The 19,988-nt window shown below is 39.0% G+C and carries 17 protein-coding genes; 16 read left to right on the top strand and 1 reads right to left on the bottom strand.

Annotation, left to right across the window (positions count from 1 at the left end):
- The 9 genes from CCE82_RS08710 to dhaM form a co-directional block, all read left to right on the top strand.
- Positions 1-2,487 (top strand): Rib/alpha-like domain-containing protein (locus CCE82_RS08710; RefSeq protein ID WP_119184408.1); only part of this gene is annotated, 2,487 nt, incomplete at its 5' end.
- A gap of 237 nt (positions 2,488-2,724) precedes the next feature.
- Positions 2,725-4,002, top strand: a complete 1,278-nt coding sequence (locus CCE82_RS08715; protein WP_086429010.1) for a YhgE/Pip domain-containing protein — start codon at positions 2,725-2,727, stop codon at positions 4,000-4,002.
- Between the two features lie 195 nt (positions 4,003-4,197).
- The gene (locus tag CCE82_RS08720; protein ID WP_086429011.1) at positions 4,198-5,949 is read left to right on the top strand and encodes a sensor histidine kinase; all 1,752 of its coding nucleotides are present in this window, start codon (positions 4,198-4,200) and stop codon (positions 5,947-5,949) included.
- 3 nt (positions 5,950-5,952) lie between these two features.
- The gene (locus tag CCE82_RS08725; RefSeq protein WP_086429012.1) at positions 5,953-6,687 is read left to right on the top strand and encodes a response regulator transcription factor LytR; all 735 of its coding nucleotides are present in this window, start codon (positions 5,953-5,955) and stop codon (positions 6,685-6,687) included.
- Between the two features lie 604 nt (positions 6,688-7,291).
- Complete coding sequence (gene lrgA / locus CCE82_RS08730) at positions 7,292-7,723, top strand: antiholin-like murein hydrolase modulator LrgA (RefSeq protein WP_086429013.1); 432 nt, start codon at positions 7,292-7,294, stop codon at positions 7,721-7,723.
- Positions 7,716-8,417, top strand: coding sequence for an antiholin-like protein LrgB (gene lrgB / locus CCE82_RS08735; protein WP_086429014.1), 702 nt, complete (start codon positions 7,716-7,718; stop codon positions 8,415-8,417). The genes lrgA and lrgB overlap by 8 nt, the downstream gene beginning before the upstream one ends.
- Positions 8,418-8,589: 172 nt before the next feature.
- Positions 8,590-9,552 (top strand): dihydroxyacetone kinase subunit DhaK, encoded by a 963-nt coding sequence (gene dhaK / locus CCE82_RS08740; RefSeq protein WP_086429015.1) that lies wholly within the window; start codon positions 8,590-8,592, stop codon positions 9,550-9,552.
- Between the two features lie 19 nt (positions 9,553-9,571).
- Positions 9,572-10,153: a dihydroxyacetone kinase subunit DhaL gene (dhaL, locus tag CCE82_RS08745; protein ID WP_086429016.1), complete on the top strand. Its 582-nt coding sequence runs from the start codon at positions 9,572-9,574 to the stop codon at positions 10,151-10,153.
- Positions 10,150-10,509: a dihydroxyacetone kinase phosphoryl donor subunit DhaM gene (dhaM, locus tag CCE82_RS08750; RefSeq protein WP_086429017.1), complete on the top strand. Its 360-nt coding sequence runs from the start codon at positions 10,150-10,152 to the stop codon at positions 10,507-10,509. Before dhaL ends, dhaM begins: the two co-directional genes overlap by 4 nt.
- Before the next feature lie 66 nt (positions 10,510-10,575).
- On the opposite strand, the gene CCE82_RS08755 is transcribed toward dhaM, so the two are convergent.
- Positions 10,576-10,926 (bottom strand): zinc ribbon domain-containing protein YjdM, encoded by a 351-nt coding sequence (locus tag CCE82_RS08755; RefSeq protein ID WP_086429018.1) that lies wholly within the window; start codon positions 10,924-10,926, stop codon positions 10,576-10,578.
- Between the two features lie 152 nt (positions 10,927-11,078).
- Between CCE82_RS08755 and CCE82_RS08760 the strand changes: the two genes are divergently transcribed.
- The 7 genes from CCE82_RS08760 (at position 11,079) to CCE82_RS08790 (ending at position 19,839) form a co-directional block, all read left to right on the top strand.
- Positions 11,079-12,467 (top strand): NAD-dependent succinate-semialdehyde dehydrogenase, encoded by a 1,389-nt coding sequence (locus tag CCE82_RS08760; RefSeq protein ID WP_086429019.1) that lies wholly within the window; start codon positions 11,079-11,081, stop codon positions 12,465-12,467.
- A gap of 133 nt (positions 12,468-12,600) precedes the next feature.
- Entirely contained in the window at positions 12,601-12,906 is a 306-nt protein-coding gene (locus CCE82_RS08765) for a hypothetical protein (RefSeq protein ID WP_086429020.1), read from the top strand.
- Positions 12,907-13,072: 166 nt separating this feature from the next.
- Positions 13,073-13,402, top strand: a complete 330-nt coding sequence (locus CCE82_RS08770) for an antibiotic biosynthesis monooxygenase (protein ID WP_019167490.1) — start codon at positions 13,073-13,075, stop codon at positions 13,400-13,402.
- Between the two features lie 477 nt (positions 13,403-13,879).
- Positions 13,880-14,845, top strand: coding sequence for an alpha/beta fold hydrolase (locus tag CCE82_RS08775; RefSeq protein WP_086429021.1), 966 nt, complete (start codon positions 13,880-13,882; stop codon positions 14,843-14,845).
- Between the two features lie 29 nt (positions 14,846-14,874).
- The gene (locus CCE82_RS08780; protein ID WP_086429022.1) at positions 14,875-15,600 is read left to right on the top strand and encodes a MerR family transcriptional regulator; all 726 of its coding nucleotides are present in this window, start codon (positions 14,875-14,877) and stop codon (positions 15,598-15,600) included.
- A 182-nt stretch (positions 15,601-15,782) separates the two neighbouring features.
- Entirely contained in the window at positions 15,783-17,705 is a 1,923-nt protein-coding gene (locus CCE82_RS08785; RefSeq protein ID WP_086429023.1) for a fructose-specific PTS transporter subunit EIIC, read from the top strand.
- Between the two features lie 283 nt (positions 17,706-17,988).
- Positions 17,989-19,839, top strand: a complete 1,851-nt coding sequence (locus CCE82_RS08790; protein ID WP_086429024.1) for a cell wall anchor protein — start codon at positions 17,989-17,991, stop codon at positions 19,837-19,839.
- Positions 19,840-19,988 lie beyond the last annotated feature (149 nt).

Raw genomic sequence — 19,988 nt, forward strand, 5'->3', positions numbered from 1 at the left:
GGAACAACAGACCACATTACAGTACCAGTAACAATTGGTAAACAAGCGGATAATGATAAGTACACACCGTCAACAACACCAATCACAAAAGATTATGGTACAGGTGTATCAGAAGATGAAGTGAAAGGCGCAGTAACAGTACCGAACTATCCAACGGATGGAGATCAACCAACAATTACGATTGATGATCCAAGTCAATTACCAAATGGTGAAACAGAAGGCACAACAGATGTAGGTGTAACTGTAGAATATCCAGATGGAACAACAGACCACATTACAGTACCAGTAACAATCGGAAAACAAGCGGATAATGATAAGTACACACCAGAAACAACACCAATCACAAAAGATTATGGTACAGGTGTATCAGAAGATGAAGTGAAAGGTGCGGTAACAGTACCGAACTATCCAACGGATGGAGATCAACCAACAATTACGATTGATGATCCAAGTCAATTGCCAAATGGTGAAACAGAAGGTACAACAGATGTAGGCGTAACTGTAGAATATCCGGATGGAACAACAGACCACATTACAGTACCAGTAACAATTGGTAAACAAGCGGACAATGATAAGTACACACCGTCAACAACACCAATCACAAAAGATTTTGGTACAGGTGTATCAGAAGATGAAGTGAAAGATGCGGTAACAGTACCGAACTATCCAACAGATGGAGATCAACCAACAATTACGATTGATGATCCAAGTCAATTACCAAATGGTGAAACAGAAGGCACAACAGATGTAGGCGTAACTGTAGAATATCCAGATGGAACAACAGACCACATTACAGTACCAGTGACAATCGGTAAACAAGCGGATAATGATAAGTACACACCAGGAACGAATGGCGTGAACAAAGACTTTGGTACACCAGTGAATGAAGAGGATGTAATTGGTTCAATTACAGTACCGAACTATCCGACGGATGGAGATCAACCAACAATTACGATTGATGATCCAAGTCAATTACCAAATGGTGAAACAGAAGGCACAACAGATGTAGGAGTAACTGTAGAATATCCAGATGGAACAACAGACCACATTACAGTACCAGTGACAATCGGTAAACAAGCGGATAATGATAAGTACACACCAGAAACGAATGGCGTGAACAAAGACTTTGGTACACCAGTGAATGAAGAGGATGTAATTGGTTCAATTACAGTACCGAACTATCCGACGGATGGAGACCAACCAACAATTACGATTGATGACCCAAGTGAATTACCAAATGGTGAAACAGAAGGTACATCAGGAGTAAGTGTGACAGTAACATACCCAGATGGAACAACAGATCACCTTGTAGTACAAGTAACAGTTGGAAAACAATCAGATAATGATAAATACACACCAACAAGTGAAGAAGTAACAAAAGACTTTGGAACACCAATCACAAAAGATGACATTATCGGTTCAATCACAATTCCAGGTTATCCAACAGATGGAGATCAACCGACAATCACGATTGACAATCCAAGTGAATTACCAGATGGTGAAAGAGAAGGTACATCAGGAGTAAGTGTGACAGTAACATACCCAGATGGAACAACAGATCACCTTGTAGTACAAGTAACAGTTGGAAAACAATCAGATAATGATAAATACACACCAACAAGTGAAGAAGTAACAAAAGACTTTGGAACACCAATCACAAAAGATGACATTATCGGTTCAATCACAATTCCAGGTTATCCAACAGATGGAGATCAACCGACAATTACGATTGATGATCCAAGTGAATTACCAGATGGTGAAAGAGAAGGTACATCAGGAGTAAGTGTGACAGTAACGTACCCAGATGGAACAACAGACCACCTTGTAGTACAAGTAACAATCGGTAAACAATCTGAAGATAATGGCTCTACAAATAACGATGGAGACATGAACCAGGGCACAGATGAAGGGGATGGATCTACAGATAACGGTGGAGACATGAACCAAGGTACAGATGAAGGGGATGGATCTACAGATAACGGTGGAGACATGGACCAAGGTACAGATGAAGATAATGGCTCTACAAATAACGGTGGAGACATGAATCAAGGTACAGATGAAGATAATGGCTCTACAGATAACGGTGGAGACATGAATCAAGGTACAGATGAAGGAAAAGGCTCTACAGATAACGGTGGAGACATGAACCAAGGTACAGACGAAGGAAAAGGCTCTACAGATAACGGTGGAGGCATGAACCAAGAATCTAATGGTACTGTTGATCAAAGTAATGGTACTTCGACTGCAACAGATATGGATCCAATGCCAACTGGAGATCAAACAACTTCTGATGCAATGAATCACTCTATGAATGCGGATGAACAAAATTCAACTTCAGGTAAAGCAAAACAAAAACAACAGTCTGAACAATTACCAGACACAGGTGAAAACAACACGCAAAATGGTGCACTATTGGGTGGATTATTTGCAGCACTAGGTGGCTTATTCTTAATCGGCAGACGTCGTAAAGAAAAAGAAGACAAATAATTGTAAAATAGCGTGCATTATTTAAATCATCAATAAGGGAATGATAAGGCTTGTCCTCGTTAATGAGGGCAAGTCTTTTTTAAGTGATTACAATTTCTTCAAGTAATACGACAATCTGTTGCCAAATGTTGAATAACATACAAATCGACATACATTGAATATTGTAAGTTGTGACAAACCTATTAGAATAAAACAGTAATCAAAAATATGACGATGATTCTATAGGGAGGTTAAAAAATGAACATATTAAAAAGTAAATTGTTTTGGATGGCGCCAATTGTAGCGGTAGTTATTCTACTTATCTTTTCTTTGGCGTTTTATCCTGCATTTAATCCAAAACCGAAAGATATTCCAATTGCGGTAGTTAATGCGGATAAAGGCATCAAAATTCAAGATAAAGAAGTGAATATTGGTAAAAATTTAGAATCTAATTTGACAAAGAGCGATTCGGATACTGTTAAATGGATTAAAGTGGATAATGAAGCCGATTTGAAAAAAGGCATGCAAAATAAAGATTATTTCGGTGTCATCGTAATCGAAAAGGATTTTTCTCAACATGCGATGAGTCAAACGCAAAGTGTTGTGGGAAAATATAAAAAACAAGAGATGGAAGAAAAAGTGAAGTCTGGTGAGATTCCTCTAGAAGTGGCGCAACAAATGGCTAAACAGAGTGGTGCACAAACTGTGAAGCCACAACAAGCGACGTTTAAAACGATTGTGAATGAAGGCGCGGGAACACAAATATCTCAAATGGTTTCACAGATGCTTAATGGTATGAGTGATAAAGTTAATCAAAATATCACTGCACAAAGTTTAAAAACGTTAGAAGATCAAAATGTGACAGTGAATGCTTCAGACATTCAAGGTTTAACACAACCTGTTAAGGCGGATCATCAAAAAATGAATAAAGTCGGTGATCATCAGGCAGGAGGTAATGGTCCGTTCTTAATGTTTATGCCGGTATGGATGGGTTCTATCGTCATTTCTGTTTTATTGTTCTATGCATTTAGAACAAGTAACAACATCACGATACGTCATCGTGTGACTGCGGCGTTAGGTCAAATTGTCATGACAGCAGTGACTGCATTTGCTGGTGCTTTTGCATTTGTCTACTTTATGCAAGGTGTACTTGACTTTGACTTTAATGATGCCAATGCAACAGCGACATTTATTGCACTTGCCATTATGGGATTTGTTGGATTAATTTTAGGGACAATGACATGGCTTGGAATGAAATCTGTACCTATTTTCTTCTTATTAATGTTCTTTAGCATGCAAATGGTGACACTGCCGAAACAAATGTTGCCTGAGTTTTATCAAAAATATATGGTGGATTGGAATCCCTTAGTCCATTATGCAGACATGTTAAGAAGTATTTTATATTTAAATGAAGGTATCGAATTGAATAGTACAATGTGGATGTTGATTGGCTTTATGATTTTCGGTATTGCATCTACTATGATTGCAGCTATCGTACGTCGTCATAGTACAAAACGTGCAGAAATTCCTGCTTAAGTCATTCAAAAAAATTAATGTCATTCACGACACCGTCATTATCTGACAAATGTTAGATAGTGGTGGTGTTTTTTTATATTAAATTGTAATAACTGTAAAAAATTAGTCATTCTATCAATCTAGGAAGTTTGGTATGTTGTGATAAACTAGAATAAAGTTTTAAAAGTCTCGAAAATGCAAAAGGAGCAAAAATCGATGTTTAATTTAATGATATTACTCATGGAGCGTGTCGGAATCATTATCATTTTGGCATATATTTTAATGAATTCGAATTACTTCAAGCATACGATGCAACAAAGACAGGCATGGGCTTCTAAATGGCAACTGTGCATCGTCTTTAGTCTCTTTGCGCTCATGTCTAACTTTACCGGTATAGTGATAAAGAATGGGGATATTTTAGCAGGAAGTATCTATTTTCAGTTAGACGATAATGTTTCTTTAGCAAATACACGTGTTCTTACGATTGGTGTGGCCGGACTTGTGGGAGGACCTTTTGTCGGTGTGTTTGTTGGCATATTGTCAGGTATATTCCGTCTTTATATGGGCGGAGCAGAAGCTTATACATATTTAATTTCTTCGCTGTTTATTGGACTGATTTCTGGATATTATGGTAGACAAGCACTTGAAAAACATCAATACCCAACAATTGCTAAAAGCGCATTAATTGGTGGCATGATGGAAATTGTACAGATGATTTGTATTTTTTCGTTCGCCCAAGATAAACAGTATGCATTGGATTTAATTTCACTGATTGCGCTGCCAATGATTGTCGTTAACAGTGTAGGAACAGCGATTTTTATGTCTATCATTAGTTCGACTTTAAAGCAAGAAGAACAAATGCGTGCGGTTCAAACGCATGATGTTTTACAATTGACGAATCAAACGTTGCCTTATTTTAAAGAAGGACTCAATGAAGACTCGGCAAAGCATGTAGCCATGATTATTAAAGATTTGATGAAAGTGTCAGCCGTCGCAATTACGAATCGACATGATATTTTAGCGCATGTCGGGGCGGGGAGTGATCATCATATTCCTAAAAAAGAAATTATTACCCATTTATCTAAGGAAGTATTACAAACTGGAGAGTTAAAAGAAGTACATACAAAAGAGGAAATTGGTTGTAGCCATCCGCATTGCCCACTTCATGCCGCGCTCGTGATTCCACTTAAAATGCATGGCAAAGTAACAGGAACGTTAAAAATGTATTTTACGAATCCGACTAATTTAACTTTTGTCGAACGTCAATTAGCGGAAGGTTTAGCGGAAATCTTTAGTAGTCAAATCGAACTTGGAGAAGCTGAAATGCAAAGTAAGTTATTGAAAGATGCTGAAATCAAATCGCTACAAGCTCAAGTGAATCCGCATTTCTTTTTTAACGCGATTAATACCATTTCTGCATTGGTGCGTATCGATAGTGAAAAAGCGAGAGAATTGTTGTTAGAGTTGAGCCATTTCTTTCGTTCAAATTTACAAGGTTCACGTCAAAACACGATTACTTTAGAAAAAGAGTTGGGGCAAGTGACGGCGTATTTATCACTCGAACAAGCACGTTTTCCAGGGCGGTTTGATGTGACTTTTGATGTGCCAGAAAAGGTGAAACAAGCTTCTGTGCCGCCATTTTTAATACAAATTTTAGTGGAAAATGCAGTCAAACATGCTTTTCCGAATCGTAAAAAGGGCAACCGAATTAAGGTCTATGCACGTTTGAAAGATGCACAACAGCTCTGTATCGAAGTGAGTGATAATGGTCGGGGTATTCCTGCAGATAAGCTGACACAATTGGGTGAAACGACAGTCGAATCGGAGTCAGGAACGGGTAGTGCTTTAGAGAATTTGAATTTAAGATTAAAAGGTTTGTTCAGTGATCATGCCGCGTTACATTTTGATAGTGATGAAACAGGAACGTGCGTATGGTGTACGTTGCCTTATCAACAAAAGGAGGATTAAATCATGCGTGCGTTAATTGTTGACGACGAACCACTAGCGCGTAATGAATTGATATATTTATTGAATCGTATTGGAGGATTTGACGTTTTAGATGAAGCGGAAAATGTGAGCGAAACGATTGAAGCGTTGTTAGTTAATGAATATGACTTAGTGTTTTTAGATATTAATTTAATGAATGAAAACGGGATTGAATTAGGTAAGAAGATTCAGAAGATGAAAGCACCGCCAGCGATTGTTTTTGCGACGGCACACGATCAATTTGCGGTACAAGCATTCGAGCTCAATGCGACAGACTATATTATGAAGCCGTTCGATCAGGCTCGAATTGCGCAAGCTGTTGAAAAAGTTCGTGCACAACAAGAGAAATTTGAGGATGCGCATGTGACGCGTTCAACAATGCCAGTGACGCAACCATTGCCTATTGAAGTGGGTGAACGTATTCATATGTTGAGTCCTGCTGATGTGATTGGGATATCGGTCAATCAAGGGGTGACGACGATTTATACGACACAAGGCGAGTATCAAACGTCTGAGCCTTTGAGTGCTTATGAGAAACGGTTGGATGGTGAGCAGTTTATTCGAATTCATCGTGCGAATGTGATTAATCGGCAGCATATTGAGGCGATTGAGCATTGGTTTAATTCGACGTATATGGTGACGTTGACGGATGGTGTGAAGATGCAGGTGAGTCGGTCATATATGAAGAAGTTTAAGCAAGTGATGGGATTAAGGTTGTGAGGTTTTTGTTTGTGAATTGATGTGGTGCGTTTATCTTAGATTGCTGAACTATTCTCCCTTTCCCAGGGGCTGATCTTTCAACTAACCAGCGCTTTTATTAAATGAGACACTTGTTGAAGCGCTGATGGATTTTCGGGAGCAGTACAGAAATCTCATGTGCAACAAAGATTTCGTCGTACTGCCCCCGCAAGGCTGACTAGACTTCTCAAAGCGAGAGTATTGAGAAGTCAGACAGCTACTGCGTTAACCAGTAGCCGCTATCAAAGTTAAAAGACGACATTTTGTTTTCAACTATATCCCTCGGGAGTGTCGAATAGTTCTTGCAATCTTTGTAGAGTAGACGTATCAATTAAAGGGTGCCATTCACAACGATTACCACATCCCTCACCTGTTTTTGGTGTGGAAAGTGGTGTTTACAGAGATTTTTTATCAACTCAAAGTGTATTTTTACTACGCTATATGACAATTAAATCATGTGTTTGTTCAAAGAGGGTGTGATTTTGTATTTCACGCCTCTTTTTTTGCATTTCGGGATGAAAACGGGGTATGTGATTTTTTTCATAATATAATGAAGTCAATCAGAAACGCACGGGAGGTTGTAAAAGTGAAACAAAAAGAAGAGAAAACATATAGTTTTTTACATCAAGTGTTAGTGATTGCGTCAGTGTTGTTTGTTTCAAGTATTATTGAATCATTTATGCCGATTCCTATGCCGGCATCAGTAATAGGGCTAGTGTTACTGTTCGTTTTATTATGTACAGGTGTGATAAAACTCGGTCAGGTTGAAAAAGTAGGAACAGCGTTAACGAATAATATCGGATTTTTATTCGTACCAGCTGGGATTTCAGTTGTGAATTCATTGGACATTATTAGTGCAAGTCCGATTCTTATTATTGGATTGATTATTATTTCTACAATTCTGTTACTTGTGTTTACAGGTTTTGCGTCACAAATTTTAATGCGTATGACGACGAAAGACAAAGTAGCTACAAATCGTACAAAAGCGAAAGTGAAAGGAGCGCATTCACATGGTTAATCATCTTGCTATTGATACACCGTATTTCGGTATTTTGTTATCAGTGATTCCATTTTTAATCGCAACAGTCCTATTTAAAAAGACGAATGGCTTCTTCTTATTCGCACCGCTCTTTGTTGCGATGGTCTTCGGGGTGGCATTCCTACACTTTACAGGAATTCCTTATGAAAAGTATAAAGTTGGTGGTGACATCATTAATTTCTTCCTTGGACCTGCGACGATTTCATTTGCGATTCCATTATACAAAAAGCGTGATGTATTAGTGAAACATTGGCATCGTATTATAGGCGGTATTGGTATTGGAACGGTGTTGGCACTTGTCGGTATTTTCTTTGTCGCAAAAGCACTTCAATTTGGTAGTGACATTATCGCATCAATGCTTCCGCAAGCAGCAACAACAGCGATTGCATTACCTGTATCTGAAGGTATCGGTGGTATTAAAGAACTCACATCACTGGCAGTTATTTTAAATGCAGTTATTATTTACGCTTTAGGTAATAAATTATTGAAATGGTTCCACATTGATGATCCGATTGCGAGAGGGTTATCGTTAGGAACGAGTGGACATACGTTAGGTGTAGCGGCAGCTAAAGAACTCGGACCTGTAGAAGAGTCAATGGCGAGCATCGCGATTGTACTGGTTGGGGTTGTCGTTGTAGCAGTTGTTCCGATTTTGACACTTATTTTCTTCTAAATCGACACAATTTAAAATGATTGAAAAGTGTTGTACAGCACGTTCTAGTTGGAAGGAGCGGCTGTACAACTTTTTTTATATACAGAATTGTGAGATGAATGAAAATAGTTTTTGCGTGAACGTTTTCATTATAAAATTTATAATAGAGGAAACAAGGATAGAAGGTGAGCAAATGAAAAAGTTAATCCAGGATAAAACACACTTTTTACAAGACATGTTAGACGGTTTGAAAATCACAAATCCGAACATTGAAGTGATTGCGGATACAGTTGTTGTGCGTCAGCATAAAAAAACTTCAGGTGTCGCATTAGTTTCAGGTGGCGGAAGCGGTCATGAACCTGCACATGCGGGTTATGTCGGCGAAGGCATGTTGGATGCTGCGGTATGTGGTGAAGTGTTTACCTCACCGACACCGGATAAAGTGCTAGAAGCTATTAAAGCGGTAGACAATGGAGACGGTGTGTTACTCATCGTTAAAAATTACGCTGGTGATGTCATGAACTTTGAAATGGCAAAAGACATGGCTGAGATGGAAGATATTCAAGTGGAAATGGTCGTTGTTCATGATGACATTGCGATTGATGATGTTGAAAAACGTCGTGGTGTTGCAGGTACCGTATTTGTTCATAAATATGCCGGTTATTTAGCAGAACATGGTAAGAAATTAACGGAACTTAAAACTGAAGTTGAAGCAATGATGGAACACATGCGTACGATTGGGATGGCACTCACACCTCCTGCAGTACCAACGACAGGTAAATATGGTTTCGATATTGAAGATCATGAAATGGAGATCGGTATCGGTATCCATGGTGAACGTGGATTAGCGCGCGTGCCAGTAGAACCTGTAGAACAAATTGTGCAACGCTTGATCGAACAATTGAAGCAAGAAGTAACGAGTGACGAATTGATTGTGATGGTGAACGGCATGGGTGGCACACCATTATCAGAATTAGATATTGTGACGAAATATGTCGCGTTACAATTAGAAAAAGAAGGGAAAACTGTTAAAGGATGGTTTGTGGGTGATTATATGACATCACTCGACATGCAAGGATTTTCACTAACATTTGTCTCATACGATGAACGCGTATTATCAGCGTTTCGCGCACCTACAACAAGTCGATTTTTTTAATCAATAGGAGGTTCACAAGATGGACGTAGCAACTTTAAAAGAACGATTACTTGCATTGAAAGAAACATTTGAAGCACAAGAAGAGACTTTAACTGAGCTTGACCGTGCGATTGGTGATGGGGACCACGGTGTGAATATGCGGCGTGGTTTTGAAGCACTTCCTGAACAATTAGATGACAGTTCAATGCAGGCATTATTCAAATCTACAGGCATGACGCTCATGTCGAAAGTTGGCGGGGCTTCTGGACCATTATACGGCTTTAGTTTTGTCAAAATGGCGCAAATCGCACAAGACGAGATAGACCATAACAACTTAGTCGAGTTGTTAAAAGCATTTGAAGAAGCAGTGGCCCAACGTGGTAAAGTGACTTTAAATGAAAAAACAATGTACGACGTGATTGCGCGTGCAAGAGAAGCGGTCGAGCAAGGTGAGACAGTGGACTTAGAAAAGTTACAATCCTATGCCGATGCAACACGTGATATAGAAGCAACAAAAGGTCGTGCGTCATACTTTAAAAAAGAATCAATTGGTTACATTGATCCAGGCGCACAAAGTAGTGTCTACATTTTAAATGCACTGATAGGAGCTGATGTAGCATGACACAAATCGTTTTAGTCAGTCACAGTGAAAAAATTGCAGAAGGCACAAAAGAACTCCTTGCACAGATGGCACAAGATGTGAATGTCGTTGCAATTGGTGGAATTGAAGGCGAAATCGGTACGTCTTTTGATGATATTTCAGCAGTATTGAACGATATTGACGATGACGCGATTTGTTTCTTTGATATCGGCTCATCTGAAATGAATTTGGATATGGCGATAGAAATGTATACTGGGACACATCGTATTGAAAAAGTAGATGCCCCGATTGTAGAAGGTAGTTTCATTGCGGCAGTCGCTTTATCTACAGGTCAAACCATCGATGAAGCCATCGCATCTGTCGACGAAGCGTTTTAAACAACATCTATAGAAATAGGACAACATGAGCGCGCATAGCACGACAATGTTGTCCTATTTTTAATGTTATTTAATTTTTTTCACGACTTCAGATTTTAAGCCAATTTGTCCAAAGCCAGGAATTTTACAGTCGATATCATGTCCATCTTCAGGGTCGACTAATTTAATGTTTTTAACTTTAGTCCCTTGTTTAATCATTTGAGAACTACCTTTAATTTTTAAATCGCGAATGACTGATACCGTGTCACCGTCTTGAAGTGGGTTCCCATTAGCATCACGAATGATGGCTTGTTCAGCGGCTGCCTCAAGTGTGTCGTTTGTCCATTCATACGCACACATCGGGCAAATGTAAAGTCCGCCATCTTCGTAAGTATATTCAGAATCACACTGCGGACAGTTGGGGATTGCGGTTGTCATGTTAGAATCAACTACTTTCGTTAAAAATATAAATCTAATCTAACATATTATGAGTGAAAAGTATGTAAGAAATTTCATGACGTGTTACGATAATTGTATGATGCGCAATAAAGTGTCATACGGTAAATAACTAAAAGGAAGAGGGATGGAAGATGACAAAGTTTGATGTAGAAAACCCATCGACGGGTGAAGTGATTAAGACATATGCATTTACTGAAGAAACTGAGATTCATCATAAAATTGAACGTGCTTATGAAGCGTATCTTTCATGGCGTGAAGTGGATGCTCACGAGCGTTCACGTTTATTGTGGAAGTGGTCAACTTTAATTAAAGAAAATCGTGAAGCATTAGGGGAGCTTATCACGCTTGAAGGAGGCAAACCTTATCAAGAGGCATTAGGTGAGGTGGACTACGCTGTTGGTTATGTGGACTGGTATGCTGAAGAAGCGAAACGTATTTACGGTAGAACAATTCCAGCTAATTCACCAGATAAGAAAATTTTAGTTGATAAATTCCCAGTTGGAGTCGTCGGTGCGATTACACCTTGGAACTTCCCAGCTGCAATGATTACGCGTAAAATGGCACCGGCGCTCGCAGCAGGTTGTACAATTGTATGTAAACCAGCGACACAAACGCCAATGACAACGATTCGTTTAGTTGAATTAGCGCATGAAGCAGGTATTCCTGAAGATGCGATTTCATACATTTTAGCGAGTGGTAAAACTGCAGGTAAAATTTTCACAGAACATGAATTGATCAACAAAGTGACGTTCACAGGTTCTACACCTGTCGGCAAAAAGTTAATCGAACAATCTGCAGCATCCGTTAAAAATGTCACAATGGAACTTGGCGGTCTCGCACCACTCATCGTGCATAAAGATGCTGATATTGAACATGCTGTGGAACAAACGATTAAGACAAAATTTAGAAATGCAGGCCAAACATGTATTTGTGCCAACCGTATTTATGTACACGAAGATATTGCAGAAGCATATGAAAAACAACTCATCGAACAAGTCCATGCCTTAAAAGTAGGGGACGGTATGGATAAAGACGTTAAAATTGGACCACTCATCAACCAAAAAGGCGTGGACAAAGTGCTTGATCACATTCAAGATGCGGTTGAACATGGTGGTCAATTATCACGTGAATTAAATGACATTCAAGAGCTCGGAGGTAACTTCTTAAAACCTGTTGTCATTACAAATGTCAACCATGATATGAAATGTATGCATGAAGAAACATTCGGTCCTGTTGCGCCCGTGATGCGTTATTCTGACATTGATGAAGCGATTCATTTAGCGAATGATACAGAATTTGGCTTGGCATCTTATTTCTTCACAAATGATTATCGCACGGGTCTTTATATTTATAACAACTTACACTATGGTGTGATTGGTTGGAATGACGGTGCACCATCAGCACCACATGCGCCATTCGGTGGTGTGAAAGAAAGCGGTTATGGCCGTGAAGGTGGTATTGAAGGAATCGAACCTTATCTTGAAACGAAATATCTTTCAATCGGTACAAAAACAAAATAGCGATACAAAAAATACACTAAAGGCTGGGAGAATGTCATCATCTTCCGGTCTTTTTTTTGAGAAGTTTCCTTTAAATCATTTCTTTATGTTATGCTTTTATTAACTAAAATTGTCTGGAAAAAGGAGCAACTCAATGATTATATCACTTGCCGTTTTTGGTTTTGTTTTTTTATTAGTACTCGTGATTCATATTTTTAAATTAGATGTTGTGATTGCCAATATTGACTTTGAACAAATTGATGAACGCTATCATGATATTGTTCGGAGACGATGGTTTATTTGGACAGAAATGATGGTTATTGTTCTCGGCATTTGGACAACAATTTTCGCTTTTTATTATAAGAACATCCCTCTTTTTATCGCAGGTATTGTATGCTTTTTCATTTTAAATTTGGTCAGGTTGAACTATCTAATAAAAAAATTTAAAAAGCGTAAATAACACAATTTCGGTTGATAATGATAATCTTTATCAATTATAATGAAAGAAGTTATCGATTGAACAGTGAGTTTGTATTGAATGAGCAATCAAGGTACCTCATTTGGAGATAGATACAATAAGGGTGCAGTCGTGATGAGTGCGAATGCGTAAAAGGAGATGAAGTACAATGTTTATGGCAGAAAACAAATTGACATTACAAAAAGGTACAGCGGAGGCTACGATGGAACGATTCCACCGTCGTCAAGGCATTGAAACGATTGATGGATTTATCGAAATGTACGTGACACAAACGAATGGTTTAAAAGAATATGATGAAGTGAAAATTTTAACAGTTTGGCAATCTGAAGATGCATTTCGTGAATGGTTAGGGTCAGATGTGTTTAAAGCGTCACATAAAAACGTAAGACAGCATCATGAAGAGAAGGAAAGCCCGATTTTGAAAAATAAGGTTTCTACATATCAGATTGGTTATCATTATGAAAAAGCACATGCATAGATAGATTAAAAGGGGATGGAATAAAAAATTTGATGCTATTGATGCAATATTTTGTTTAACTTGCCCTCAATGATTTTTGGCTTTGATTGCCTTCATGGCTTCGCTTTCCTAGGGGCTGGCCCTTCAACTAACTAACGCTTGATTATACTGTTACATTTGTTGAAGCGTTAGTGGATTTTCCGGACCAGCTTGATCCCTCAGGAGTCTCAGCCTTCTGGGCAATCTTACATCTAATTCAGTAAATAGAGGACAAGTTTACAGAATTAAGAAAAGCAATAGCATCAATTTTTTATCCAATTCATCCTCTTTTTTCTGCTGTTTAATCATCTTTAATGAATAGGATAAAGGCTGGGAAATAATGTCCTAGCCTGTTTTTTTATATTTTGGTTTCTAGCATATTTGTTTATTATTTGCCTAGAAATGCTACAAGCCTCTCAAAATAGATTATAATGGTATCGAAAGATGTGAGGTGTAGACATGAAAACATACATAGAACAAGATGGACGTACCATTCAGAAACATTATTTGACTTTGAATGGCCATCGACAAGGCATCATTATTGAATCAAGAGGTACTGATAAACCGATACTGCTTGTCGTCCATGGTGGGCCAGGATTTCCACTTTATTCCTTTTTTAGAGCACATCATATTGATTTGACAGGTCGCTATACGGTTGTATTTTGGGATCAACGCGGGACGGGCATGTCTTATACGCGCGAAACGGTTGAAATGGCAGATTTAATTTCCGACTCGTATCAGCTCATTCAATTTTTACGACGTCATTTTCAACAAGAACAAGTGTATTTGATGTGTCACTCATTCGGTACCATTATAGGTACACATCTCGCACATCGTTATCCTGAATATATTGCGGCATATATTGGCATGGGGCAACTTGGGGACGTCTTTCATAATGAACAGTGCATTTTGCAACATTTGCTGTTTTTAGCACATGAAGAACGAAATCAGCGTGCGATTAAACAACTCAAAGCGATTCATTTAACGCGTGATTTTAATCAAGATTGTCAATATGAAAAGGCAAGACAACGTTATACCGCGCGTTATCATGTCGGTTTTTCAAGTCGTGGGTATTCGGTTTGGCGCATGTTTTGTGTGATGATGCAGACGCCTTATTACAGTTTAATGGAAAGAATTAATATTGTTAGAGGGAGTTTATCAACCTTTGAACATTTAACGAGTGAAATGGCGCATACCAATTTGAATGATATTGCCCAGGAAATAAAGGTGCCATTTTATATTTTACAAGGTGTTCATGATATGCAGACGACTTATGAAGACAGTAAAGCATTTTTTGATCATGTCGGGTCTCCAGAAAAGCATTTTTACGCCTTTCAAGATACGGCGCATGCACCATTTGTCGATGAGCCTGAAAAAATGATTGAAATTATGCATGAAATTGTTGACCGTCACGTGACGTCATAGGCTATACATGAAGTATGGAGGTGAAATCGATGTCACATTATTCGACGGGTGAGCTTGCGAATATGTTTGGAATTTCAAAAAGAACCATTCAGTATTATGATCATCAACACGTCTTAAAGCCTGCTTATACAGACGACAATCAATATCGGATGTATACAGAGCATGAAGTTGAACAGTTGCATTTGATTTTAGTAATGAAGTCATTAGGGCTCAGTCTTAAAGAAATCAAGCAAATGTTATTAGCGGACGGTACACTTCAAACGGTACGTACTTTATTAACACGTAAAGTAGAAGAGACTGAGGCAGAAATTCAACAGCAACAACAGCAACTGAAACAGATGAAGCAAATGCAACAGATGATACTGGATTCATCACGTGCACCTGTTAAAAATCTTTCTGACATTGAAGATGCGATGAAACAAAAACCACAGCATCAACGTCTAATGAAACAAATGTTATGGATGGGAACAACAGCGACTTTATTTGAAGTGATTGGGGTTGGCTTAAGTTGGAAATATCGTCAATTTTGGCCCGCAATATTAGGTTTTGGTAGTGCACTCACACTGGCGCAAAGAATGACCTATACGTACTATCAGCAAGTCAGTTACATGTGTCCAAATTGCCAAAAGCAGTTTAAACCCTCATATCGAACATGGTTATTAGCACCCCATACTTCACAAACAAGAATGTTAACGTGCCCGAATTGTGGGTTTAAAGGGTATTGTACTGAAGTTTACGATGCGTCAATAAAATGATAAAACTATAGTGCGTGACATGCGATTTTAATTGCTGTTGCGCGCTTTTTTGTCTGTATTTCAGACCTACGTGCAATGAAGTTGCCGAAATTTTGTAAGCGCTTCAAAAATACGTTGAATTGTGTCCGTAAAGCGAATAAGATGGGGATGTATGGAATTTTGTGAAGAGAGGAAGTATTGGTATGAGAATACTCGCAGTTACATCTTGTCCAAATGGTATTGCACATACATATATGGCACAAGAAAAGTTAGAGCAAGCTGCAGCATCGTTAGGTATCGACATCAAAGTAGAAACACAAGGAGGCGTCGGTGCCGAAAATGTATTAACAGCTGAAGAAATTGCGGCAGCAGACGGCATTATTATCGCAGCAGATAGACAAGTGGATTTATCCCGGTTCAATGGTAAGCCCCTCGTGAAAGAAAGTGTAAGGGCAGGCATTCACCAACCTGAAGCATTAATTCAGCGTGTGGTGAAAGGGGAAGCACCAGTGTATCATGAGTCAGGACAAGCTGACACAAGTGCTACAACTGCACCTCAAAGTGAAAATAAACAAAACGGTATGCAAATGGTCTATCAACATTTAATGAATGGGGTTTCTTTTATGGTACCGTTCATTGTTGTCGGAGGGTTACTCATCGCCTTAGCGTTGTCGTTAGGTGGTGAAAAAACAGCGACACAAGGTTTAGTCATACCGGATGATTCATTTTGGAAGCCGTTCGAAAAAATTGGTGCGTTAGCATTTAGTTTTATGGTACCGATTTTGGCTGGTTATATTGCAGTGAGTATTGCGGATAAGCCGGGTCTTGTGCCAGGGATGATTGGTGGTGCGATTGCGGCAGATGGTAGTTTTTACGGTAGTACGGCAGGAGCTGGCTTTCTAGGTGGTATCGTTGCTGGTTTTTTAGCAGGTTATATCGCAAAATGGATTAAAAATATTAAAGTGCCGAAAGCGATGGCGCCGATTATGCCAATCATTATTATTCCAATTATTGCGTCGGTACTCGTTGGTATGATCTTTATTTTCGTTTTAGGTGCGCCAATTGCAGCTATTTTTGAAACTTTGACAACTTGGCTGAAAGGCATGCAAGGGGCAAATATTGTTATTTTAGCTTTAATTATTGGGGCGATGATCGCTTTTGATATGGGCGGTCCAGTGAATAAAGTCGCATTTTTATTCGGTTCGGCTTTAATTGCAGAAGGAAACTATAGTGTCATGGGGATGGTTGCAGTGGCAGTCTGTACGCCGCCGATTGGACTCGGACTTGCGACATTTATCCAAAAACGTAAATTCAACCGTAATGAAATCGAAATGGGGAAAGCTTCATTTACAATGGGATTATTTGGTATTACAGAGGGGGCAATCCCATTTGCAGCTCAGGACCCGTTACGTATCATTCCGGCAAATATGATTGGTGCGATGGTGGCTTCTGTCATTGCAGCACTCGGTCATGTCGGTGATAGAGTGGCGCATGGTGGCCCTATCGTTGCAGTCTTAGGGGGTATCGATGGGGTGCTCATGTTTATTGTTGCTGTACTAGCCGGTAGCTTTGTGACGACAGCGCTTGTCTTAACATTTAAAAAACATCCGACAGCGACACAAGGGACATCAGATGAATCGGAGTCGACAGTAAAGGTGAATGAAGATGCGGACGTGCAAGACATGTTGAATCCACAAGTCATGATTCAAACAGCAGTGCCTATGGATAGAGACAAAGCGATTGATACGATGATTGATCGTTTAGTGCGCGAAAACTATGTGACGGATGCAGCGATTTTAAAAGAGGCCGTGTTAGCGCGTGAGGCAGAATCAACGACAGCACTCGGTATGCATATTGCAATGCCACATGCGAAAACAAACGCGGTACGTCAACCGATTATCGCCGTATTAAAACACGATCAAGGCGTTCAATGGGAAAGTTTAGACGGTACATTGCCACAACTCGTCTTTTTAATTGCTGTACCGGAACAAAGTCATGATACGCATTTAAAAGTATTACAACAACTGTCGAAAAACTTAATGCATGATGACAAGCGACAACAATTGTTAGAAACAACGAATGAAGCGGAATTATACAGTACGTTGCAACATATCATTAAAGCATAAGTGAACAAATCAGAGACTGGGGTCATAGGATTCCCGGTCTTTTTTCATGAATAACCTTGGTTGACATGAATATTGTCGTTTTAGGAATGCTTTGATGGGTTTGCTTTTCCATAGCCAATTTTTATACCATAGCCACGATATTGATCATGGAAGTGTTGTTGGAAGAACAGAGGATGTCATAGCCAATCCTTGGTTATTTTCAAATTGCAATATATCTAATCTTTATTTAAAAAGTGTTAAATAAACGCTATAATAGAGACATGATATAGAAAGGAATGATGGCATGCCAGAACGAAAATCCCCTTCATCTCAAAACATGCGTCATCGTTTAGTTAAAGCCGGTACTGTTCTTTTATTAGTTGGTAGTGGACTTCAAATGCCTTCAACATTGTCACACGAAACGACAGCGATAGCACAAACAGCTACAACTGACGATTTAGCATCGTTACGTGAAAAAGCTGATAAGAGAGTAAAGGCGCTTCAATATTTAAATACGGATTATAAAAATGACTTTCTTTCGTTGATTCGTCAGTACGATACGTCATCCCAAAATATTGAGGAAGTTATGAAGGAAGCCGAATTAGCTAATCGTTTAGCGCACGATGCTGAGACAGACAACGAAAGTCAACCCCAACTCGATGCTATTGACGAAAAAATCAACGCATTAAAAGCAAAAGTTGATGAAGGTCAACGAGAAACAACTGACACTCAAGATAAAGGAATGTCGACAGCCAAAAGTGTGGAAGAAGATGAAACAACTGAAGACTCAGCTAAAGCAAAGCATCGTCAATCTTCAACACCAACGATAGCAGCACCTCATCACGGTCAACAAAAAAATAGCGCATTGAAAGATGATGTAAAAAAAGACCTCGAATCATTAAAAGACAAACATGAGACGACAGAAAACGGAATTTTACCATTGCAAGATATAGACAGTGCTGTCACACGCATTGATCATTTCGTTTCAGACAATTTGAATGACAAGACAAATCGTTATTTTGAAGATAAATTACAGCATTTACAAAGTTTTGAACAAGAGATTAAAAATCGTACAGACATTTCTGGTGCTGAAAAAACAGCTTTGCTTGATGATGCCAAAACAGTGACTCATCAACTGAATGCACAAAATGATACGATTTTAACACAACTTAAAGATCAAAAAGATAAACGCGTGGCGGTCGAATCGATATTAGGCGAAGTTTTTAATCAACAAGAAGCGGCCAAACGTGCAAAGCAGATAGATGTTAAAGGTAAAACGGACCAACAATTAGCAAACGAAATCCATCGACAGGCAGATCGACTTAAAAAAACGTCGAGTGATGATCTGTTGTTAGGTATGTTGGATAATGCTTCAAATTCACAAGGTTTAGTGGAAAGTATTTTACGAACACGCTTTGATGAACAAGAAGCACAAAAAATTGCTGAAGAAGTGCTGAAAGGTAAGCCTTCTCATCAAATGATACTCGATCGCCTTAAAAATCATTTTAAAACGAACGGTAAAGCAAGCGGGGATGATATTTTAAGTGCGCTGATTAACAACACCGATGCCGACCCTAAAGTGATTGAATCGATATTAGGTGGGCGTCTGAACGCAGAAAATGCTAAACTGATTGCCGACCGTGTGCAGCAAGATAAAAAAAGTGCACATCAGAAGTTAAAGTCGATTGAAGATGAACTCAGTGCTCAAGCCAATCGATTGTTAACTTTACGAGAACAACTTCAGCATGCACGAAACAATGCGAAGACAAATATCAATGACTTATTCGCACCGTTACGTCGCATTGCGAATATTCTCGGAGATGGTTTGAATAGTGACGATATAAAATCATCAGGCCGTACCAATGACAAACTGCAGCAACTTTTAAATCGTGATCGACAATCATGGCATCGAGATGGCGGCTTATTCAAACATGATTTTGCGCCAAAACCGAACATTGATCCGTATCAAGTGATTAATAGTCAGACCACGTCACATGGCTTTTTAGATGGTTTATTTGATCAAGATGGTAATTTTAATTTACCGAATACAGGTCAAATTGTTAAATATACGTGGCTTCCATTTGGCATTTTAGTTGTTGCTGTCGGTGCACTCATACTTTTCTTAAGATTTCATAAAAAAACGCGTCGTTCATAATGATTGCCGTACTTTGAAATTGTACCGTATCATTGATAAATAGAAGTATACATTTTCATAGTAACGACAAGGAACAATGCTATCGGTATAGAATAAACAGGTGTCACGGATATAGAAAGGGCTCAGACGTTGATTTGTCTGAGCCCATT

This window comes from Staphylococcus cornubiensis (genome assembly GCF_900183575.1).
Taxonomy (GTDB): Bacteria; Bacillota; Bacilli; order Staphylococcales; family Staphylococcaceae; genus Staphylococcus; species Staphylococcus cornubiensis.